Origin of the sequence: Bacillus mexicanus (genome assembly GCF_050445615.1) — a bacterium.
Lineage (GTDB): Bacteria > Bacillota > Bacilli > Bacillales > Bacillaceae > Bacillus > Bacillus mexicanus.
This window is the reverse complement of record NZ_JBCEYV010000001.1, coordinates 1,349,236-1,369,929: the sequence shown is the minus strand read 5'-3', so window position 1 is coordinate 1,369,929 and position 20,694 is coordinate 1,349,236. Positions and strand designations below refer to the sequence as shown.

At 45.5% G+C, this 20,694-nt stretch carries 23 protein-coding genes, 1 riboswitch and 1 other annotated feature; of the genes, 19 read left to right on the top strand and 4 right to left on the bottom strand.

What is annotated here, in order from left to right; all coding sequences use genetic code 11:
• The 5 genes from AAGG74_RS07240 (at position 1) to AAGG74_RS07220 (ending at position 5,683) form a co-directional block, all read left to right on the top strand.
• Positions 1–1,650 carry a peptide ABC transporter substrate-binding protein gene (locus tag AAGG74_RS07240; RefSeq protein WP_429675245.1) on the top strand — a complete coding sequence of 550 codons (1,650 nt, stop codon included), beginning with the start codon at positions 1–3 and terminating at the stop codon, positions 1,648–1,650.
• Positions 1,651–1,737: 87 nt separating this feature from the next.
• A complete protein-coding gene (locus AAGG74_RS07235) occupies positions 1,738–2,697 on the top strand; it encodes a S66 peptidase family protein (RefSeq protein WP_429674930.1) in 960 nt (319 codons plus the stop codon).
• Positions 2,694–3,794, top strand: a complete 1,101-nt coding sequence (ykfB, locus tag AAGG74_RS07230) for an L-Ala-D/L-Glu epimerase (RefSeq protein WP_429674928.1) — start codon at positions 2,694–2,696, stop codon at positions 3,792–3,794. The genes AAGG74_RS07235 and ykfB overlap by 4 nt, the downstream gene beginning before the upstream one ends.
• Complete coding sequence (eepC, locus tag AAGG74_RS07225; RefSeq protein WP_429674927.1) at positions 3,791–4,681, top strand: gamma-D-glutamyl-L-lysine dipeptidyl-peptidase; 891 nt, start codon at positions 3,791–3,793, stop codon at positions 4,679–4,681. Before ykfB ends, eepC begins: the two co-directional genes overlap by 4 nt.
• 12 nt (positions 4,682–4,693) lie before the next feature.
• Positions 4,694–5,683: an ABC transporter ATP-binding protein gene (locus AAGG74_RS07220; protein ID WP_162101306.1), complete on the top strand. Its 990-nt coding sequence runs from the start codon at positions 4,694–4,696 to the stop codon at positions 5,681–5,683.
• Between the two features lie 39 nt (positions 5,684–5,722).
• Here the strand turns inward: AAGG74_RS07220 and AAGG74_RS07215 are convergent, their stop codons facing one another.
• Positions 5,723–6,769 (bottom strand): lactonase family protein, encoded by a 1,047-nt coding sequence (locus AAGG74_RS07215; protein ID WP_162101307.1) that lies wholly within the window; start codon positions 6,767–6,769, stop codon positions 5,723–5,725.
• Positions 6,770–6,859: 90 nt separating this feature from the next.
• A complete protein-coding gene (locus AAGG74_RS07210; protein ID WP_429674926.1) occupies positions 6,860–7,720 on the bottom strand; it encodes a dimethylarginine dimethylaminohydrolase family protein in 861 nt (286 codons plus the stop codon).
• A gap of 185 nt (positions 7,721–7,905) precedes the next feature.
• Between AAGG74_RS07210 and AAGG74_RS07205 the strand changes: the two genes are divergently transcribed.
• The 11 genes from AAGG74_RS07205 to AAGG74_RS07155 all read left to right on the top strand — a co-directional run bounded on the left by AAGG74_RS07205 (position 7,906) and on the right by AAGG74_RS07155 (position 17,187).
• Positions 7,906–8,424 (top strand): acyl-CoA thioesterase, encoded by a 519-nt coding sequence (locus tag AAGG74_RS07205; RefSeq protein WP_162101309.1) that lies wholly within the window; start codon positions 7,906–7,908, stop codon positions 8,422–8,424.
• Positions 8,425–8,663: 239 nt separating this feature from the next.
• Positions 8,664–9,863 carry an NO-inducible flavohemoprotein gene (gene hmpA / locus AAGG74_RS07200; RefSeq protein WP_429674925.1) on the top strand — a complete coding sequence of 400 codons (1,200 nt, stop codon included), beginning with the start codon at positions 8,664–8,666 and terminating at the stop codon, positions 9,861–9,863.
• Between the two features lie 357 nt (positions 9,864–10,220).
• Positions 10,221–10,952, top strand: a complete 732-nt coding sequence (locus tag AAGG74_RS07195; protein ID WP_429674924.1) for a DUF421 domain-containing protein — start codon at positions 10,221–10,223, stop codon at positions 10,950–10,952.
• Between the two features lie 93 nt (positions 10,953–11,045).
• Positions 11,046–11,573 carry a DinB family protein gene (locus AAGG74_RS07190; RefSeq protein WP_429674923.1) on the top strand — a complete coding sequence of 176 codons (528 nt, stop codon included), beginning with the start codon at positions 11,046–11,048 and terminating at the stop codon, positions 11,571–11,573.
• Complete coding sequence (locus tag AAGG74_RS07185; RefSeq protein WP_162101313.1) at positions 11,563–12,078, top strand: GNAT family N-acetyltransferase; 516 nt, start codon at positions 11,563–11,565, stop codon at positions 12,076–12,078. The genes AAGG74_RS07190 and AAGG74_RS07185 overlap by 11 nt, the downstream gene beginning before the upstream one ends.
• Positions 12,079–12,111: 33 nt before the next feature.
• Positions 12,112–12,223: riboswitch (guanidine-I (ykkC/yxkD leader) on the top strand.
• Positions 12,224–12,299: 76 nt separating this feature from the next.
• Positions 12,300–12,638 carry a DMT family transporter gene (locus AAGG74_RS07180; protein WP_162101314.1) on the top strand — a complete coding sequence of 113 codons (339 nt, stop codon included), beginning with the start codon at positions 12,300–12,302 and terminating at the stop codon, positions 12,636–12,638.
• Positions 12,638–12,955, top strand: a complete 318-nt coding sequence (gene ykkD / locus AAGG74_RS07175; protein ID WP_162101315.1) for a multidrug efflux SMR transporter subunit YkkD — start codon at positions 12,638–12,640, stop codon at positions 12,953–12,955. The genes AAGG74_RS07180 and ykkD overlap by 1 nt, the downstream gene beginning before the upstream one ends.
• A gap of 71 nt (positions 12,956–13,026) precedes the next feature.
• Complete coding sequence (gene purU, locus AAGG74_RS07170) at positions 13,027–13,929, top strand: formyltetrahydrofolate deformylase (RefSeq protein ID WP_429674922.1); 903 nt, start codon at positions 13,027–13,029, stop codon at positions 13,927–13,929.
• An 85-nt stretch (positions 13,930–14,014) separates the two neighbouring features.
• Positions 14,015–14,225 (top strand) — a binding site (T-box leader).
• Between the two features lie 63 nt (positions 14,226–14,288).
• Positions 14,289–15,401: a glutamate 5-kinase gene (proB, locus tag AAGG74_RS07165; RefSeq protein ID WP_162101317.1), complete on the top strand. Its 1,113-nt coding sequence runs from the start codon at positions 14,289–14,291 to the stop codon at positions 15,399–15,401.
• Complete coding sequence (proA, locus tag AAGG74_RS07160) at positions 15,398–16,645, top strand: glutamate-5-semialdehyde dehydrogenase (RefSeq protein WP_429674921.1); 1,248 nt, start codon at positions 15,398–15,400, stop codon at positions 16,643–16,645. Before proB ends, proA begins: the two co-directional genes overlap by 4 nt.
• A gap of 116 nt (positions 16,646–16,761) precedes the next feature.
• Complete coding sequence (locus AAGG74_RS07155) at positions 16,762–17,187, top strand: organic hydroperoxide resistance protein (protein ID WP_429674920.1); 426 nt, start codon at positions 16,762–16,764, stop codon at positions 17,185–17,187.
• A 32-nt stretch (positions 17,188–17,219) separates the two neighbouring features.
• Here the strand turns inward: AAGG74_RS07155 and ohrR are convergent, their stop codons facing one another.
• Positions 17,220–17,663, bottom strand: a complete 444-nt coding sequence (gene ohrR / locus AAGG74_RS07150; RefSeq protein ID WP_162101320.1) for an organic hydroperoxide resistance transcriptional regulator OhrR — start codon at positions 17,661–17,663, stop codon at positions 17,220–17,222.
• 142 nt (positions 17,664–17,805) lie between these two features.
• Here ohrR and ohrB point away from each other — a divergent pair, with 142 nt between their 5' ends.
• Together ohrB and AAGG74_RS07140 are read left to right on the top strand one after the other, a co-directional pair.
• Entirely contained in the window at positions 17,806–18,216 is a 411-nt protein-coding gene (gene ohrB, locus AAGG74_RS07145; RefSeq protein ID WP_429674919.1) for an organic hydroperoxide resistance protein OhrB, read from the top strand.
• A 122-nt stretch (positions 18,217–18,338) separates the two neighbouring features.
• Positions 18,339–19,442 carry a glycosyltransferase family 2 protein gene (locus AAGG74_RS07140; RefSeq protein ID WP_162101322.1) on the top strand — a complete coding sequence of 368 codons (1,104 nt, stop codon included), beginning with the start codon at positions 18,339–18,341 and terminating at the stop codon, positions 19,440–19,442.
• Between the two features lie 5 nt (positions 19,443–19,447).
• Here the strand turns inward: AAGG74_RS07140 and guaD are convergent, their stop codons facing one another.
• Positions 19,448–19,918, bottom strand: coding sequence for a guanine deaminase (guaD, locus tag AAGG74_RS07135; protein ID WP_429674918.1), 471 nt, complete (start codon positions 19,916–19,918; stop codon positions 19,448–19,450).
• Between the two features lie 138 nt (positions 19,919–20,056).
• Here guaD and AAGG74_RS07130 point away from each other — a divergent pair, with 138 nt between their 5' ends.
• Positions 20,057–20,683, top strand: a complete 627-nt coding sequence (locus AAGG74_RS07130) for a histidine phosphatase family protein (RefSeq protein ID WP_429674917.1) — start codon at positions 20,057–20,059, stop codon at positions 20,681–20,683.
• Positions 20,684–20,694 lie beyond the last annotated feature (11 nt).

Below are 20,694 nucleotides of genomic sequence, written 5' to 3'. Positions count from 1 at the left end.
ATGAAAAGGGGGAAGAGGATGAAACGTGTAAAAAAGCTATCGGGAATGGGTTTGGCATTGGGACTGTCGTTTGCGCTGATGGGATGTACTGCAAACGAACAGGCCGGAAAAGAAAACGGTAATGATAAAGCAAAAACAAGCGGGGAAAAGGTGCTGTATGTAAATAACGAAAATGAACCGACCTCGTTCGATCCGCCAATCGGATTTAATAATGTGTCATGGCAGCCGTTAAACAACATCATGGAGGGGCTGACACGCCTTGGAAAAGAAAATGAGCCTGAGCCTGCGATGGCAGAAAAGTGGTCTGTATCAAAGGATCAAAAAACCTATACATTTACGATTCGAGAAAATGCGAAATGGACAAACGGAGATCCGGTTACGGCCGGAGACTTTGAATATGCGTGGAAACGGATGCTTGATCCGAAGAAAGGTGCTTCCTCTGCGTTTCTTGGCTATCTCATTGAAGGCGGCGAGGCATATAACAGTGGGAAAGGGAAAAAAGAGGATGTGAAGGTGACGGCAAAAGACGATCGGACCCTTACAGTCACACTTGACGCCCCGCAAAAATATTTTTTGAGCGTCGTGTCCAACCCGGCTTATTTTCCGGTAAACGAAAAGGTCGATAAAGAACAGTCAAAATGGTTTGCTGAGGCGGATACATTTGTCGGGAACGGCCCGTTTAAGCTGACGGAATGGAAGCATGATGACAGCATCACAATGGAGAAAAGCGACACATATTGGGATCAAGATACCGTGAAGCTTGATAAAGTGAAATGGGCGATGGTCAGTGACAGAAATACAGATTACCAGATGTTTCAGTCCGAGGAGCTGGATACCGCTTATGTCCCCGCAGAGTTAAGCGATCAGCTGATGGATCAGGATAACGTCAATGTTGTTGACCAGGCAGGCCTCTATTTCTATCGATTTAATGTCAATATGGAGCCGTTTCAAAATGAAAATATCAGAAAAGCCTTTGTGATGGCTGTCGATCAAGAGGAAATTGTAAAGTATGTCACGAAAAATAACGAAAAACCAGCATACGCCCTTGTATCGCCTGGGTTTACGCAGCCTGACGGCAAGGATTTCCGTGAAGCGGGCGGAGACCTCGTCACGTCTAACCAAAGCAAAGCGAAGCAGCTGCTCGAAAAGGGCATGAAGGAAGAACATTATGACAAGCTCCCTGAAATTACTCTTACTTACAGCACAAAGCCAGAGCATAAAAAGATTGCCGAGGCGATCCAGCAAAAATTGAAAAATGCTCTTGGAGTCGATGTGAAGCTGGCCAATATGGAGTGGAACGTATTTTTAGAGGATCAAAAAGCGCTGAAATTCCAATTCTCCCAAAGTTCATTTTTGCCTGACTACGCGGACCCTATCAGTTTTCTGGAAGCCTTCCAAACGGGAAATTCGATGAACCGCACAGGCTGGGCCAATCAAAAATATGACCAGCTGATCAAGGAGGCGAAGCATGAAGCTGATGAAAAAACGCGTTTCTCTCTTATGCATCAAGCGGAAAAGCTGCTGGTCAATGAAGCGCCGATCATTCCGGTTTATTTCTATAACCAGGTCAATCTGCAAAACGAACATGTAAAGGGAATTGTCAGGCATCCTGTCGGCTATATCGATTTAAAATGGGCAGATAAAAATTGATGCCGGCAATTGAGAAAATACTGCTTCTTTCTGCGAGGGAGCGGTATTTTTTCTCTTTTTTGCACGTATACGTAGGGTGCAGAGCAAATGAAAGGAGTGATTCAGTTGAATTACAAGCCGAAAGCGCTGAAAAAGGGTGACACAGTTGGCGTGATCGCGCCCGCAAGCCCGCCTGATCCAAAAAAGCTGGAAACCGCGCTTTTATTTTTAGAAGAACTCGGTCTTCAGGTAAAACTGGGCAAGGCGCTGAAAAGCCAGCACGGCTATTTAGCGGGACAGGATAATGACCGGCTGGCTGATCTCCATGAGATGTTCAGAGACGAGAAGGTAAAAGCAGTGCTATGCGCATGCGGGGGCTTTGGGACAGGACGTATAGCCGCCGGAATTGATTTCAGCTTAATCCGCAAACATCCTAAAATCTTTTGGGGGTACAGCGATATTACGTTTTTACATACCGCCATTCATCAAAACACAGGCCTTGTCACCTTCCACGGCCCGATGCTCAGCTCAGATATTGGCCTTGATGACGTTCATCCGCTGACAAAAGCGTCGTATGAGCAGCTTTTCCAAGAGACGGAATGTACTTATACAGAAGAGCTTTCGCCGCTGACTGAGCTTGTTCCCGGAAAAGCCGAGGGCGCGCTTGCAGGAGGAAATCTCTCTTTACTGACGTCTACGCTGGGCACGCCGTTTGAAATTGATACGAAGGGGAAGCTTCTGTTTATTGAAGATATAGACGAGGAGCCGTATCAAATCGACCGAATGCTGAATCAGCTGAAATTGGCAGGAAAGCTGACGGACGCCGCAGGAATCCTTGTTTGTGATTTTCACAACTGTGTCCCTGTGAAGAGGGAGAAATCTCTGTCGCTTGAGCAGGTGCTTGATGACTATATTGTTTCGGCGGGCAAACCAGCTCTGAGAGGATTTAAAATCGGCCACTGCTCCCCGAGTATCGCCGTTCCGATCGGTGTGCGAGCTATTATGAATACAGCAGAAAAAACAGTCGTCATCGAGGCGGGCGTTTCAGAAGGGGCGCTAAAGACATGAACATCACTCAAATCGAAACAAACCGAGTCGCTGTTCCTTTGACAAAACCGTTTAAAACCGCGCTTCGCACTGTGTATACGGCTGAATCAGTGATTGTAAGAATCACATATGACAGCGGTGCAATCGGCTGGGGAGAAGCGCCTCCGACAGTCGTGATTACAGGAGACAGCATGGATAGCATTGAAAGTGCCATCCACGATGTTTTGAAGCCGAAACTGCTTGGAAGAAGCCTGTCTGGCTGGGAGGCCATTCTGCAAGACATACAGCACCTCCTTACAGGAAACCAGAGCGCGAAGGCGGCTGTAGAAATGGCAGTTTACGACGGCTTGGCACAAATGTGCGGACTGCCGCTTTACCGTATGCTTGGCGGATACCGAGATACGCTGGAAACGGATTATACTGTCAGTGTCAACCCACCTAAAGAGATGGCAGCGGATGCCGAAACATATGTCAAACAAGGCTTTCACACGCTGAAAATAAAGGTCGGAAAAGATGAGATTGCAACAGATATCGCCCGTATTCAGGAAATTAGAAAACGAGTCGGGCGAGCCGTAAAACTTCGTTTAGACGCCAATCAGGGGTGGAAGCCGAAAGAAGCCGTAACTGCGATTCGGAAAATGGAAGATGCCGGTCTTGAGATTGAGCTTGTTGAGCAGCCTGTTCATAAAGATGATCTTGCGGGGCTTAAAAAGGTGACAGATGCGACAGACACGCCGATTATGGCCGATGAAAGTGTTTTTACGCCGCGGCAGGCGTTCGAAGTTCTTCAAACCCGGAGCGCTGACTTGATTAATATTAAATTAATGAAAGCTGGCGGCATCAGCGGAGCAGAAAAAATCAATGCCATGGCTGAGGCGTGCGGGGTGGAGTGTATGGTCGGCAGCATGATTGAAACGAAGCTGGGCATTACGGCCGCTGCGCATTTCGCGGCAAGCAAAAGAAACATCACGCGCTTTGATTTTGACGCGCCGCTGATGCTGAAAACAGATGTCATCAACGGCGGTATCACATACAGCGGCAGCACAATTGCGATACCTGACAGGCCTGGTCTCGGGATCACTGGTGCTGCGCTTTTGAAAGGGGAAATCGAGCAATGATGCACACTGTCATATCAGCAGTGGCCAACATCTGGACAGCGCCTGATTCACCGCGTCCGCTAGATCAAGCGATGCTCCGTCCGACTGTTTTGATCAGAGAGTGGCTGGAGCGGATGACATATGATGAGCGGCTTGGATTATGTACAGACAATTTGATCCAAACTCAAGTGCTTTTTGGCGAAAAGGTGCTGGTCACAGCGGAGCAGGGTGATTGGGTTTCTGTCATTGTACCGGGCCAGCCATCCCGAAAAGATCCGCGCGGATATCCGGGTTGGATGAAAAAGAATCAGCTGAAAAAAACAAGTCCTATCCATACACAACACGATGTCATGATCAGCAAACCTGCTGCCTTTTTGTACAAAAGCAATGGGGAAAAGGAGATCGAATTGAGCTTTTTGACACTTCTTCCCTTCATAACAGAGGAAAACGGATATAGTAAGGTTTCAACCGTTTTCGGGGAACGGTTTGTGAAGCAGACTGATACAGTGCCTGTCAGCAAACAGAAAGGGACTCCGGCAGACATCGTTCAAACGGGAGCGCTTTTTCTCGGGCTTCCCTACCTGTGGGGAGGGATCAGCGGGTTTGGGTTTGATTGCTCCGGGTTTATGTACAGCATTTTCAAAGCCAATGGCTACAGCATCTCGCGTGATGCGGGAGATCAGGCAAAGGCGGGGAAGGACATCCCGCTTGATGGAATGAAAACTGGCGACTTGCTGTTTTTTGCTTATGAAGAAGGAAAAGGAGCGATTCATCACGTCGGTCTATCCATCGGCGATGGGAAAATGCTTCATTCTCCAAAGACGGGAAAATCAATCGAAATCCTTACATTAAAAGAGACAATTTATGAAAAAGAACTTTGTGCGGTCCGCCGCTGTTTTTCAGAATAAGGAGGAAGACAAATGACGCCACCGCCTTTATTAGAGGTCAGTCAGCTGAAAATGCATTTTGACGCAGGGAAAAAGCGGATAGTCAAAGCTGTCGATGGAGTCAGCTTTCAGATCCATGAAGGGGAAACGTTCGGGCTTGTTGGAGAATCAGGGTGTGGGAAATCAACATTAGGGAGAGTGCTGATGCGACTGTATCAGCCGGCAGAAGGAAGTGTGAAATACCGCGGCATGAATCTTCACAGACTGAGTGAGAAAGAGCAGTTTGTCTTCAACCGCAAGCTGCAGATGATTTTTCAGGACCCCTATGCTTCACTGAATCCGCGCATGACCGTTCGAGAGATCATTTTGGAGCCGATGGAAATTCACAATCTTTACAATACTCATAAAGCGCGGCTCCTGGTCGTGGACGAGCTGCTTGAGGCGGTGGGACTTCACCCCGATTTTGGCAGCCGCTACCCCCATGAATTCAGCGGGGGACAAAGACAGAGAATCGGGATTGCCAGAGCACTGTCGCTGAATCCTGAATTTATCGTAGCGGACGAACCGATTTCTGCACTTGATGTCTCTGTTCAAGCACAGGTGGTCAACCTGCTGAAGAGGCTTCAAAAAGAGAAAGGGCTTACGTTTTTATTTATTGCCCACGATCTTTCGATGGTGAAGCATATTAGTGACAGGATCGGTGTCATGTACCTAGGGCACATGATGGAAATCACAGAGAGCGGCACTTTGTATCGCGAACCGCTGCACCCCTATACAAAAGCGCTATTATCCTCGATTCCGATTCCCGATCCTGAGATGGAGGACAAGCGTGAGCGCATTCTCTTAAAAGGGGAGCTTCCGAGCCCCGTCAATCCCCCGAGCGGCTGCGTGTTTCAGACACGCTGTCCGGAGGTGATGCCTGAATGCGGGAAATTCCGTCCGCAGCTTCAGGAAATTGAAGCGGGCCGATTTATCGCTTGTCACTTGTATCAAAATGCTGAAACGTCAGGAAAGCTGAGATAGACAAAAAAGACTGGCGTTTGGAGCCAGTCTTTGCTTTACTCATTGATGTAAAAATGTCACACAAACAGGATAAGGGACAGAAACAGTTGATGGAAGCACTGTCAATCGGCCGGTTTCTTTGTCTCGTTCAAATAGGACAAGGTTGCCTGTTTCTTCATTTGAAGCCACAAGGAACGCTTCCGTTGGATCAAGTGCAAAGTCACGAGGCCAGTTTCCTTCTGTTGATACTCTTTCCACGAAAGCCAGCTCGCCTGAGTATTGATTTATTTCAAATACAGCGATACTATCATGGCCGCGGTTTGCGACGTACACAAAACGGCCGTCCTGTGTGACACAAATTCCGCTTCCTTGGCTATTATCAGTGAAATCATCAGGGATCGCTGAGACAACCTGAATTTCTCTAAATTCGCCTGGTGTTGGATTGTATTCAAGCGCAATCACTTCATTGCTTAATTCTGTCATCACATATGCGTATTTTTCTTTCGGATGAAAGGCGATATGGCGAGGACCTGCGCCGGGAGCGAAGGAATGGCTTCCGAATTCGGTCAATTCGCTGTCTTTCATTTTATAGGTGTACAGCTTATCGGTCCCTAAGTCAATCGCTACGACATAGTTATGCTCAGGTGTGAATCCCGCGTAATGTGCGTGTGGTTTTTCCTGTCTTTCGTGCGGTCCTTTTCCTGTGTGAGCGGCTTCTGAAGAAAAGGATTGCAAGCTTCCGTCTTTCTGGATCGGAAAAGCATGCACCTTACCGCTATGGTAATTGGAGGTCAGTACAAATTGATTTTGATCATCAACGCTTACATGGCATGGTGATGGACCATCAATTAACTGATGATTCAGAAATGTCAATCCGCCGCTGTTTTTATCGATTTGATAGGCGGCGACTCCGCCTTGGCCGTCTGTTTTTTCAATGGAATAAAGAATCGTGTTGTCTTTATTCGGCGTCACATATGTCGGGTTGCCCAGCTTAGCGGCAAGCTTAGGCTCGCTGAGTGTTTTTTTCTCAGTATCAAGCTCAAATGAATAAATTCCTTCGCTTCCGCCTTTTGTATACGTTCCAACATATCCTATGTATTTTGTCATGCGATATCCCCCTTAAAAAATGATGTCATCTCTATTTTAACGCATCTTAATAAAATAAGCTGTTCAAAACATGTAAAAGGGGAAGATTCTTCATTCATCACGAAGAAGCGGCATCGTACAGCATCTGAAGGAGCCGCCTGATTTAATAATTTCTGACAGGTCAATTTCAATGATGTGATAGCCTCTTTCCGATAACTGTTGATTTACATGGCGGTTGCTAGGGAGGCTGATGATCGTTTTTCTCCCGATTGACAGGACATTGGTGCCAAGCGCAAATTGTTCGTCCTCAGGCACCTCAATGAGATCATAGCGTTTTGCCAGCATATCTGTCGCCTCAGATTCAAGGGCTTGTGGATAAATGAGCGCTTCGCTTTCAGATATAATGTTAAATACACAGTCTAAATGTAAAAATTTCTCGTGAAGTTTTACAGGAACGATCGTATAGTCAGGCAGCGCCTCTTCCAGCTGGCCGATAGCTGACAAGTCAGTGCGTTGGCTGATTCCGACATAAACAATGTCACCATCGATCATAACATCCCCGCCTTCAATGCTTGTATCAAGCATACGGGTGTAAGAAATGTCTTGACTGTGAAAAAATTCTGTTATGACGGCTTCTTCTCCTTGGCGAATCGGTTCAGTCATGCTCGAGAGAAAGACTTTTTCTCCAATAACAAACCCTATATCCCGGGTGAAGACTTGTTCTGGGAGTCCCTCGCGGACGGGCAATAGAATGACTTCGATGTTATGTGACCTGAGTGCTTCAACTAAGCGGCTGTGCTGATCTATGGCGGTTTTAACATGAATATTGTCTTCTTCAAAATGTTTCTGGGTTTCGTTTATGATATTTTTTATGGTCATATGCTCGGGCTTGCATAAAATGACTTTCTGAAGTGTGCCGTATTCCGTTTGGCATCCTGTTTTGTGCTGATGTTTCTGGATGGATACATCCATTGTTTCTCCTCCTGACTGTGTGAAGAATACATTTATTATTCCCTTAACATGAAAATGATTAAACGTTTTAATAAGAAAACCTGACAGGTAATTTTAAATTTTAGACAAATGGATGAGAATATTGTTTAATAGGAGAATATGAGTGTACTTTTGCAAAACGATCAGACATCAAAGGGGAGAAAGGTATGGAGACACCAGAAACAAAATATTGCAAAGAATCAAAGGTTGTAAAAACTTGCAGGGTGTTCCCGCTTGATACAAACAACCATAATACCCTATTTGGCGGAAAATTAATGAGTTACATTGACGACATTGCGTCTATTTCTGCGGCGCGCCATTGCAGACAGGAAACCGTAACAGCTTCAATGGACTCTGTGGATTTTCTCAAGCCGATCGGGCAAAAGGAATCTGTCTGCCTGGAGTCCTATGTGACATGGGTCGGCACATCCTCGATGGAGGTGTTTGTAAAAGTCATTAAAGAAAACCTGATGACTGGTGAAAGGGAGCTCGCCGCTACATCCTTTTTGACATTTGTTGCATTAGATTTAAATGGTAAGCCGTTGCCTGTACCGAGAGTTGTACCGGAAACAGAAGAAGAAATGATGCTACATAATACAGCGGTTCAGCGCGCCAGCCATCGAAAGAATCGCAAAAAACACAGCCAGGCGCTTGCAAATGCGCTCGGAATTGAAAAGCCATGGTAAAGCAATAAAGCAAAACCCAAAACAGATCATCTGTTTTGGGTTTTTTTGCGCTTTTCATCTTTCTGATGGTTAGTTCGTTTTTGCTAGGGGACGATATAAAAAAGCAACAATTGTCACGTTAAATTGATAATTTTGTGACAACTTTATTAAAGATTCATTTTATATATATCTTTTAGTCGTTACATCATGTATTTTAAAGATATATTCTAAATACATCTTTTGAAAGGATTGTTTATACGATGTTAGATAACAAAACAATCGAAATTATTAAAAGCACTGTACCCGTATTACAACAGCATGGAGAAACGATTACTGGCCGTTTCTACGATTTGATGTTCCAAGACCACCCAGAGCTTTTGAACATTTTTAACCAAACAAATCAAAAAAAGAAAACTCAGCGCGCTGCCCTTGCAAATGCTGTTATAGCAGCAGCGGCAAATATTGACCAGCTCGGAAATATCATTCCGGTCGTCAAACAAATCAGCCATAAGCACCGCAGCATCGGGATTAAGGCTGAACATTATCCGATCGTCGGCAAATATTTGCTGATTGCCATTAAAGATGTTTTGGGCGATGCTGCGACACCAGACATTATGCAGGCATGGGAGAAAGCGTACGGCGTAATCGCTGATGCATTTATCGGAATTGAAAAAGACATGTATGAGCAGGCGGAGCAGCAAGCCGGCGGCTGGAAGGAGTATAAGCCATTTGTCGTTGCGAAAAAAGAGCAGGAAAGTAAAGAAATCACATCCTTCTACCTGAAACCGGCAGACGGCAAGCCGTTACCTGAATTTAAAGCAGGACAGTATATCAGCATCAAAGTGCGGATTCCTGATTCTGAATATACGCATATTCGTCAATACAGCCTGTCAGATATGCCGGGTAAAGACTATTATCGAATTTCAGTGAAAAAAGACGGTGTCGTGTCTACTCATTTACACGATGGAGTGCGTGAGGGAGATTCAATAGAGGTCAGCGCACCTGCAGGAGACTTCATTTTAGATTCTTCAGCACAAAAAGATCTCGTTTTAATCAGTGCCGGGGTTGGCATTACACCGATGATCAGCATGCTGAAAACGTCTGTTTCCAAGCAGCCTGAACGGCCGATTTTATTCATTCATGCTGCGAAAAACAGTGAATATCACGCATTGCGCCATGAGGTGGAGGAAGCGGCAAACCATTCTTATGTCAAAACAGCTTTTGTGTATCGAGAGCCGACAGAGGAAGACCGTGCTGGTGATCTTCAATTTCATGAAGGGCAGATTGATCAGCAGTTCCTCAAAGAACTGATTGCCGACACTGATGCGGATTATTACATTTGCGGTTCATCATCATTTATTACCGCAATGCATAAACTTGTAGAAGAACTCGGATCAGCGCCGGAGTCTATCCATTATGAGCTGTTCGGCCCGCAATTAAGCATGGCGCAGTCCGTGTAAACACACACATGTAAACTCTTCTCCTTTCAAGAGAAGAGTTTTTTTATTGAAATAGGGACAATGCTTTTTTCACCACCTGGACAATCATTGATCCCCCGCCGCAAGTGCAACCACGATTTTGCTTGCTTACATCAGCCTCAGACAGTCATGCTCCATTTTCAGTTCTAAACCTGCTGGCTTGATGTAAGACTCTCTAAATGGGCATTCGTTTGCTTACGTTTCTTTCATGTTGAGCTTCCAAACATCACTTTCTATAATGCTTTGTGCAACTGGACTTTAGCAACGGTATGATGCATAAAGGTTTTTCCTCTTGGAGACACTAGGCTCGATATGACGAGCGGATGGAGGTAACGGTCAGTGTTATGGATGGTCTGGGTATTTTTACTGAAGCCAGTTATCGTATTTTTAATTGCCTATATTTTGTTTCGGCTTGCCGGTAAAAAAGCCGTATCGCAAATGAATAATTTTGATTTGCTTTTGACCTTCGCAATCGGAACCATTATTAGTGAGCCGATTCTTACATCCAAGCTGCCGATGTCGATTTATTATGCGGGCTCTTTTTTGGTGCTTTATCTGCTGATGAGTAAGCTCTCTCTTTCTAATAAATGGCGCTGGCTGCTGGTCGTAAGTCCGACTGTCTTAATCCGAAATGGAGATATTGATGAACACGGACTGCGTAAAGAAAGGCTGACGATTAATGAACTGCTCGGCAAGCTGAGGGAAAAAGGCTATGCTGATCCGGCCGACATTGACCTAGCCATTATTGAAGAAACAGGAGAAGTCAGCGTTATCCCCAAAAAAGAAGCGAGAGCGGTGCAGGTGCGGGATTTACATATGGAAGCTGAACGAAATTTTATCCCGATTCCGCTCATACTTGATGGCGAAATTCTTGATCATAATTTGAAATACCTCCAAAAAAATCAATCATGGCTATTTGAGAAGCTTGAGGAAAAAGGATACAGCCCTAAACTGCTGTCCTCGATCACGCTTGGCACGATGAATGCCCGCGGTGATGTATCGCTTGATTTGAATACCTCAAATGAACCGCAGCATGATCCTTATTTATATAAACCGGGAAATAACAATTAAGGTTGCTCTCTAGTTTTAACGAGAGCTTTTTTCTTTTTTAAAAGGGAATTTTTGTTTGGCGTCAAATGTACCTAGTTAGGAGGGGAACTGAACATGAAGGACTTATCTATTAGACACGGTATGGCGCCGACGGTCAGTCTTCTGTATTCCGCAGTGGAAGAAAACAGTCTCCGTCTGGCTTCTATCGTAGGTCACATGACACACAGTGAACTTTACTATAAGGGGCGCTGCCAAACAAAAAACAGCACGGCCCAGCTTTTGCATCATATCACAAATGTTGATATCAGATGGGTCTGGCGAATCAAGGAAAACCGGATACCGGATCATATTGAACAGGCATACGGCTCGATGACAGATGAAAGCGGATGGCTGCCAGAACCGGTGAATCAGCCCGGATTAAATGAGCTCCTGAAAAGACATCAGCTCGTGGTAAATGAGCTGAAATCGGTTTGTCACACCTTAACTGAAAATGATTTGCATCAGCCGCTAATTTTCGATAGCGACACCGCGACCGTACGGTGGGGCATTTGGCATATGGCGGATCATAACCGCTATCATCAAGCACATATTGAAGCTCTCAAAAAAGAATGGAAGCAGGATGCGGCGAAATATGAGCGCTAAAACGAAACTTGTGACCGATCGCATTCGCTTGCGCTGTGTGGAAGACCGGGATCAAGCCTCTTTGTTTGAGCTTTTTAACGATCCTGACGTCATGAAATATTATTCCGGTTTAAAAGATAAGAGGCAAACCCGAGAGTGGATCAACTGGAACAAAAGAAATGAAAAAGGGTACGGCGTCAGTTTGTGGATTGCCGAAGATAAGCGGACAGGGGACTTTTTAGGACAATGCGGCATCGTTCCCCAGCAGGTCGAAAATCAAACAATAATGGAAATCGGCTATATGTTTGCCCGCCGCCACTGGGGAAACGGCTATGCGCACGAAGCGGCTCGGGCATGCCTTGACTACGGCTTCAACGAGCGGCAGTTCGGCAAAATGGCGGCATTGATTGACCCGGATAACACAGCGTCCATACGGGTAGCGGAGAAAATCGGCATGTTTTATGAGAGGACGATCAGAAAGTGGAATAAACCGATCGCGGTATATGAAAGAAAATCTTACAATTGAAAGAAAAAGTCAAGTTATAGTATCATAATATTAGATAAAGTTTTCTAGGGTTCCGCATGTCAATGGATATGGACTGGTCCGAGAGAAAACACATACGCGCAAATAGAGGCGTGTATGCACACGGAGGGAAAAAAGCCCGGGAGAGTCAATCTCATGTGAGACGACTGTCCGGGGTTTTTTGTTTTCAGTAAATCTGATCAGAAAGAAAGGAATGACTTGAAATGAAATGGGGATTGGTCGTGCTTGCTGCCATTTTCGAGGTTGTTTGGGTAGTAGGTTTAAAGCACGCTGACTCAGCCTTAACATGGAGCGCCACTGCCGTTGGCATCATAGTCAGCTTTTATCTTTTAATGAAGGCGGCAAACCGTCTGCCTGTCGGGACCGTATATGCCGTCTTTACTGGACTTGGCACGGCAGGAACGGTGCTGAGTGAAATTATTCTTTTTCATGAGCCGGTTGGGTGGCCGAAACTTTTGTTAATTGGTGTGCTCCTAGTCGGTGTAATGGGGTTGAAGCTTGTGACACAGGATGGGACAGAGGAAAAAGGAGGCGAGGCGTAATGCTGCATTGGATCAGTTTATTGTGCGCAGGCTGTATGGAAATGGCCGGCGTGGCCCTTATGAATCAATATGCGAAGGAAAAAAGCGTGAAATGGGTGCTGTTGATCATTGTTGGTTTTGCCGCCTCATTTTCCTTGCTGTCGTATGCAATGGAAACCATTCCGATGGGCACGGCTTACGCTGTCTGGACAGGCATTGGCACAGCAGGCGGCGCACTCATCGGGATCCTTTTTTACAAGGAGCCGAAGGACGCCAAACGAATCTTCTTTATCGCCTTGATTTTATGCTCGGCTGTTGGTTTAAAAATTCTGTCATAAATTGATTTTTATCAAATCTTCAGTATAATGGATAAATAGTTTAGACTTACAAAGATAAAGAGGGATTATTCATGAAATCATATATGGCTCAGCGGTTAAACGATTATCGTGACGGAAATGAGGATAAAGGGCGCCTTTTGGTCAGCTGTCCCGATCAGCCGGGGATTGTCTCAGCGGTTTCCGCGTTTTTATTTGAACACGGCGCCAATATTATAGAATCCAATCAATATACGACAGACCCAGAAGGCGGCCGATTCTTCCTGAGAATCGAATTCGACTGCAAGGACATTCGTGAGAAAAAAGAAACCTTGCGGAAGGCATTTGCGTCTGTTGCAGAAACATTTGACATGACGTGGAGCTTAACATCGGCGAGCGAGCTGAAGCGTGTCGCCATTTTTGTTTCAAAGGAGCTTCACTGCCTGCATGAGCTGATTTGGGAATGGCAAACCGGCAATCTCATGGCGGAAATTGCTGTTGTCATCAGCAATCATGAGGAAGCGAGAGAGCTGGTTGAAAGGCTGGATATTCCATTCCACTATATGAAAGCGAATAAAGACATCAGAGCGGAAGTCGAAAAGAAGCAGCTTGAACTGCTTGAGCAATATAAGATTGATGTGATCGTGCTTGCACGCTACATGCAGATCTTAACCCCTGACTTTGTTTCCGCTCATCCGAATCGCATCATCAATATTCATCATTCATTCCTGCCTGCTTTCATCGGCGCGAATCCGTATAAACGGGCTTACGAGCGCGGCGTAAAACTGATCGGCGCGACATCTCACTATGTCACAAACGATCTTGATGAAGGACCAATTATTGAACAGGATATTGAGCGCGTCGACCACCGTGATAATGCGGAAGCGCTAAAAAACATCGGAAGAACAATTGAGCGAAGCGTGCTTGCCCGTGCTGTGAAGTGGCATTTGGAAGACCGCGTTATCGTGCACGAAAATAAAACAATCGTCTTTAATTAGACTGCAAGAGCCCGCGCCTGCGGGCTCTTTTTGGTGGCGAAAAACCTTGACAAGCGGCCGTTTTCTTTGCATAATATAAAAAAATCATTGAGCGTTGAAGAGGATTAGTAAGCAGACCTTTCTGCGACAGAGAGCAAAATGAATCGCTGAAACATTTTGCCGCATGAAACCTGCCGAACCTGCCTTGGAGTCTTAGGGGGAAAACCTAGGCGCGTAACCTGGCGTTACAGGAAAGCGGAGCGTGCATCAGCGCGCTCAATCAAGGTGGTACCACGGAAACCCATTTCGTCCTTATGAATCAGGATGAAATGGGTTTTTTTATTGCAAGTTGGCTGGCGAAGAGCCGCGGAGGAGAATAAATGAAAAAACAAAGAATAGTAGTGAAAATAGGAAGCAGCTCGCTTACGAACAGCAATGGGAGCATCGATGAGTCGAAAATCAGAGAGCATGTTCAGGCCATTACTTTGTTGAAAAAAGCGGGACATGAAATCATTCTAATTACCTCGGGAGCTGTAGCGGCAGGATTTGCCTGCCTCGGCTATCCGTCCCGTCCTGTGACCATTAAAGGAAAACAGGCAGCGGCAGCGGTCGGACAAACACTATTAATGCAGCAATATATGAATCAATTCAAACAATACGCACTGACTCCAGGGCAGATCCTTTTAACGAGAAATGATTTTTCGAAGAGAGAACGGTATCGAAACGCGTATGCGACGATTATGGAATTACTGGAACGGGGTGTCGTTCCGATTATCAATGAAAACGATTCAACATCTGTAGAAGAATTGACATTTGGGGATAATGACATGCTTTCTGCGTTAGTCAGCGGATTAATTCATGCGGATCAGCTCATCATTCTCACTGATATCAACGGGCTGTATGATGCCAATCCGGCTGAAAATCCTGAGGCGAAACGATTTGATGAGTTGCCGGAGATCACGCCCGAATTACTGGGATATGCGGGCTCAGCCGGATCAAAGGTCGGCACCGGCGGCATGAGATCAAAGCTGTTAGCCGCTCAAACCGCGCTGTCTCTTGGGGTGAAAGTATTTATTGGAACTGGCAGCGGAGAGCAAAAGCTTGCGGACATTTTGGAAGGGAGGGGAGACGGCACATATATCGGAGACAAGGAATTGTCCTCTGTTAACAATACGAGACAGTGGATTCAATTCCACTCGCCGATAGCAGGAGAGATTCTTATTGATGCGGGTGCCGAGGAAGCGATGATCCATAACGGGAGCAGCTTGCTACCGGCTGGCGTCATAGGCGTAAATGGAAACTTTCCGAAAGGGGCGGTCGTCGAAGTCAGGGGACCGGGCGGCGTGATCGGCAAAGGCCAGACACATTACACCTCCGAGGAGATTATGGAGGCCAAAGGCAAACGAAGTCATGAACTGGATGTTGAGAAAACGTTTGAGGTTATTCATAGGAATGACTGGGTCCATTTAAAAGACTGGGAGGCGGAAAAATGAGCGAGGTTTCTGTAAAATCAAAGCAGGCGAAAGAAGCGGCAGCCGAAATGATCATGAAGACAACGGACGAGAAGAATGAGGCGCTCAGTCTCATTGCAAACGGACTCCGCAACGAACTGGATTTTCTCTTGTCAGAGAATGCAAAAGACATTGAGAACGGAAAAGAAAACGGGTTCACACCGAATATCATTGACCGTCTCACACTGGATGAAAAACGCATTCGTGATATCGCAGACGCGGTGGAGCTCTTAATAGACTTGGCAGACCCGGTAGGCGAATCTCTTGAAACGATTGAAAAGGAAAACGGCCTGTTTATTGAAAAAATCCGCGTGCCGCTCGGTGTTGTCGGAATGATTTATGAGGCGAGGCCAAATGTCACAGTTGATGCGGCTACCCTCTGCTTGAAGACAGGAAACGCGGTTGTCCTGCGGGGGAGCTCCTCAGCCATTCACAGCAACAAAGCGCTCGTCAGTGTTATTCACAGAGCACTTGAGCAATCAGCCCTTCCGATGAACGCTGTGCAGCTGATTGAGGATACGAGCAGAGAGACGGCAAAAGAGCTCTTTACGTTAAATGATGGCTTAGACGTATTGATCCCGCGCGGAGGCAAGAAGCTGATCGATCTCGTTGTCAAAGAATCAACCGTTCCTGTATTAGAAACCGGTGCCGGAAACTGCCACATTTTCATTGATGAAACGGCCAAATCGCAAATGGCAGAAAGGGTTGTCGTAAACGCCAAAACGCAGCGCCCTTCCGTATGCAATGCGATTGAATCGTTGCTGATCCATAAAGCATGGGCGAAGCAGCATGGGAAAGAATTGCTGGCGCAGCTGGAAAACGAAGGGGTGGAGATTCGCGGCGATAAATTTGTATGCGAGCTTCACCCTTCAAGCAAACAAGCGTCAGAAGAAGATTGGGAAACTGAATTTTTGGCGCCGGTTATTAGCGTAAAGACGGTTGCGAACGTTCAAGAAGCTGTGAAGCATATTCAACAATATGGCACCAATCATTCTGAAGCCATTTTAACTGAAAATGGAAAAAACGCGGCTTATTTTCAAACGGCTGTTGATGCTGCGGCTGTCTATCATAATGCATCAACCCGTTTCACAGACGGTTTTGAATTCGGCTACGGAGCCGAAATCGGCATCAGCACGCAAAAACTTCATGCAAGAGGGCCGATGGGACTTCCTGCACTGACTTCTACAAAATACATCATTAAAGGAACAGGACAAATCCGCGAATAGCGGGTAAAAGGCTTATCTCATAACGGGATAAGCCTTTTTTATACGGGGAAAATTGACACCGGCATATATATTGTGTAAAATTAAATTGTGCAAAATATATATAGGAGGCTACAAACATGAGTCAGCCATTATTTACAGCAACTGTATCAGCGGTAGGAGGAAGAGAAGGAAAGGTGATTTCATCAGACCGCGTTCTTGAACTTGATGTCGCAATGCCCGGAACACCGAGAGCGAAAAAGTTAGAAAAAGCGACAAATCCGGAGCAGCTGTTTGCTGCAGGTTACGCAGCTTGCTTTGACAGTGCCCTGCAGCTTGTTGCAAGAACAGAACGGACGAAAGTAGAGACAGAGGTGACAGCGCATGTCAGCCTGTTAAAAGATGAAGTAGATCAAGGCTATAAACTGGATGTGACGCTGCAAGTAAAGGGAAGAGGAGTCAGCGTCTCAGAATTACAGACATTAGTGCAAAAAGCACACGGCGTTTGCCCATACTCAAAAGCAACCGCCGGAAACATCAATGTTACGCTTGAAATAGCTGAATAAGAGAAAAAGAGGATGCCTCGTATAAGGCATCCTCAATTTTTTTGATGAAGTGTTTCCAGCAATGTATATAGAACAGATTTTAACTGCTTCAGACTCTCTCCGGACTGTTTTGAGAGCCCCAGGATTGTTTCTGGTATGTCAGCCGCTTTTTCTTTTAATGACTCCCCGTCCTCTGTCAGGCTGATCAACACGGACCGCTCATCCTCTTCAGACCTTTTTCTCGCAATCAAATGTTGCTGTTCCATTCGTTTTAGCATGGGAGTAAGTGTCCCTGAATCTAAATACAACAGCTCGCCCATTTTTTTGACAGTAAGCGTTTTATGTTCCCATAACAAAAGCAAGGCCAAATATTGAGGATATGTCACATTCAGCTTTTCAAGCAGCGGCTTATACTGCTTTGTCATTTCCCGCGAACTCGCATAAAGCAAAAAACATAGCTGATTTTCCAATTTCATATGGTCAAATTCATTTTCCATCTTGTTCACCAACTCTTTCTGACATTCCATTCTATTGTAGCTGAAAAACTTCATTTTTCCTATTCTCGGCAAACATAGCATGTTTAAAAAGATCTGAAAGGGAAATATAACAACTAGACATAAATAAGGAGGCTGAATACAAATGGCATTATTTACAGCAAAAGTAACCGCGCGAGGCGGACGGGCAGGACATATTACATCAGATGACGGCGTTCTGGATTTTGATATTGTGATGCCAAATGCCAAAAAAGACGGCCAAACCGGTACAAACCCGGAACAGCTCTTTGCGGCAGGGTATGCAGCATGTTTCGGCGGCGCGCTCGAACATGTTGCCAAAGAACAAAATATTGAAATTGACTCCGAAATCGAAGGGCAAGTCAGCCTAATGAAAGATGAAACTGACGGTGGGTTTAAAATCGGCGTCACACTTGTTGTAAACACGAAAGATTTGGATCGTGACAAAGCCCAAGAGCTTGTCAATGCGGCTCATGAATTCTGCCCTTATTCAAAGGCAACAAGAGGAAATGTTGATGTGAAACTAGAATTGAAATAATGACTGGCATCCTGAGGATTCTCAGGATGTTTTTTTGTGTAAGCGTGCGGAGCTGGCATGATCTTTTCGAAGTGGGAATACATGTAGTATAGGTGAATTCACACTAGTGAAAAGGTGAGAACATGAAAAGACCAAAGCTGTCAGTATGTATGATTGTGAAAAATGAAGAACGCCATATCGCTCGCTGTTTAGAAAGTGTGCAGCATGTTGCTGATGAAATCATCGTGGTTGATACCGGATCAAACGATCGCACGAAAGACATTTGCAACAGCTTTCTTGCCAAAATATACGATCATCAATGGAAACAGGATTTTTCAGAGGCGAGGAATGTCAGCCTGCAGCATGCCAAGGGAGAATGGATTCTGGTGTTAGATGCCGACGAAGAACTAGACCTCGATACGGGCAGCCTGTTGTCTTCACTGCTGACTGACAGCCTGCCGTCTCTCGGTTATATGAAGGTTGTGAACTATACAGGGAAGGAATGGGATGAAAATGAAGCATTTGAACAAAGACAGCCCAGGCTGATCCGCAACCAGCAAAACATATCGTTTATGGGAAGGATTTGTGAAAAGCTGGAGGGAGAAGAGGGAAGCGCCGCTTTCTCGCTTCCATGTATCATTCACCATTACGGGTATTTAGAGCGGGAGGCAAAGCAAAAGCATCAGCGCAACATGAGCTTATTAAAAATGGAATTGCTGCGTGCCTGCGCTGATTCATCCCTCCTTTATCAGAAAGCAGCTGAGTATGGCAGAGGGAACGAATATGATAAAGCCCTTCGGCTGGCAGCGGATTGCATCAATGAATGTAGAAGAAAAAAGAACATACCGCCGCCTGCTATCTATTATTTAAAGTATAAATTATTAATTGACGCAGGACGGTACAAAGAGGCGGAGCAGGATATTAATGAGGCGCTGAGGCATTATCCAGATTACTGCACTCTTCACTATTATAAAGGGATCGTGATGTATAAGCTTAAACAAATAAGTGAAGCAGTTACAGCGTTTAAAGCTTGTCTGCAAAGCGATAGTGAACATCATCAGTACATACAGGTAAAAGGAGCGGCCGATTATAGATCAAGCTGCTGGCTCGGAGTCTGTTATGCTGAATTGCGTCAGTTTAGGAGTGCTATTTTGTATACGCAAAAAGCGCTGAAAGCCAATCCGCAGTGTGTACGGGCGCAACAGCTTCTCAGCGAATTAACAAAGGATCAGGGCGCACATGCCTGATCCTTTTAATATTCTTTTTTATTGTCAAAATTCCGCCATGCCTGAAACGGAGATAAATATTCTGTCAGAGTTACTTGATAAAAGGGGACTGTTCTTTCTTCAACAGGTTTATCAATTTCTTGATAAATGAATGAATCATCAAATCCGGCTTCGGCAGCGTCTGTGTGCTCCGCCGCATAGAAAACGGCTTTCGGCCGGGCCCAATAGATGGCGCCTAAGCACATGGGGCAAGGTTCGCAGCTCGTATACAAAATGCAGTCATCTAGCTGGTATGTTCCAAGTGCTTGGCATGCGTTTCGAATCGCTGTCACTTCCGCATGGGCAGTCGGATCATTACTTGTTGTGACGTTGTTCTGTCCCTCGGCAATAATGGCTCCGTCTTTCACAATAACGGCTCCAAAAGGACCGCCAATTCCTGCATTCACTCCGTCACGGGCGAGAGCGACAGCCCGTTTTAAGAATTTATCATGATTCATCCCAAACCCTCCTGTCTGTCAATTAAGTGTTATAAGTATAGCCGAAAAAAGGGCAAAGAACATTCTCAAAAAAGTGCAAAATAAACAAAGTATTTGGGGGATTTGCTAAGATAAGAGGAGAAAAGAGGAGGGGTAATCATGGTGCATTTATATATTGCCAGACACGGACAGACCCAATGGAACGTAGAAAAACGGATGCAGGGCTGGATGGATTCTGATTTAACAGAACTTGGGCTGTACAATGCCCGTGCTCTTGGGGAGCGTCTGAAGGATATTGAATGGAATCAGGTATACATCAGCCCCAGCAAGCGGACAGAAGAGACAGCAAAAACAGCGCTAGGATCGCGCAGGCCCCTGCTGGTGATAGATCATATGTTCAGAGAAATGTCACTGGGCTCATGGGAAGGGAAAAAACAAGAGGATATTGAAAGGGACGAACCAGATCTTTTTCACGCTTATTTTCATTATCCCGAAGCTTATCGCCAGCAGGGAAGTGAAACGTTTTTTGACTTTGAAAACCGGGTAAGGCTGGCGCTCCAAACGATTTTAGACAGCCATTCTTCCGGTAATGTTCTCTTGGTTACCCATTCTGTCTTTATATTAATGCTGTTAAATATCATAAAGGGAAGACGCGTTAATGACATATGGAATTCTGCTTACATACATGATACATCATTGAGCCTTGTGGAATTTGATGAAAATGGAACAGCCGACATAATAATAGAAGGGGACGGGAAGCATCGGAAACCGATTTCCGCTTTCTAATAGAAAAAACC